1 protein-coding gene is annotated in these 437 nt (G+C 55.4%); it reads right to left on the reverse strand.

The features are described 5' to 3' along the window. Positions 1-352 (reverse strand): transposase (locus tag ABLN87_RS22370; RefSeq protein ID WP_353014319.1); only part of this gene is annotated, 352 nt, incomplete at its 3' end. Between the last annotated feature and the right edge of the window lie 85 nt (positions 353-437).

The following is a 437-nucleotide window of genomic DNA, read 5'->3' on the forward strand; positions in this document are numbered from 1 at the left end:
CGATCATGCTTTTTTTGAGCAAACGCAGCTCCAAGGCCTGTTCGGCAACCACTTCCTTCAGATCACGGGCTTCCCGTCTCAGATCCTTCACCTCGGTGGAAGTTGCCGCGCGGGCCGTGTCGCCTGCCAGACGTTTCTTGCCGGCTTCCAGGAATTCCTTGGACCAGCTGTAATAAAGGCTCTGCGCGATGCCCTCACGACGGCACAGCTCTGCAATGCTGTCCTCGCCTTTGAGGCCGTCTAGCACGATCCGGATCTTCTCTTCTGCGGAGTACTGTTTACGGGTCGCACGGCGAATGTCCTTTACGACCTTCTCACCGTGGCTCTGCTTGGTTCCGGGTTTCTTACTCATCTCCACTCCTTGGCGGTTACGATGAGCCAGAAACCCTCTCTTATCAAATCGACTTAAACTGTCCCATTGGTGCTGACGTCAGACA

Source organism: Ruegeria sp. SCP10, assembly GCF_040329495.1.
In the GTDB taxonomy this organism is placed as follows: Bacteria; Pseudomonadota; Alphaproteobacteria; order Rhodobacterales; family Rhodobacteraceae; genus Ruegeria.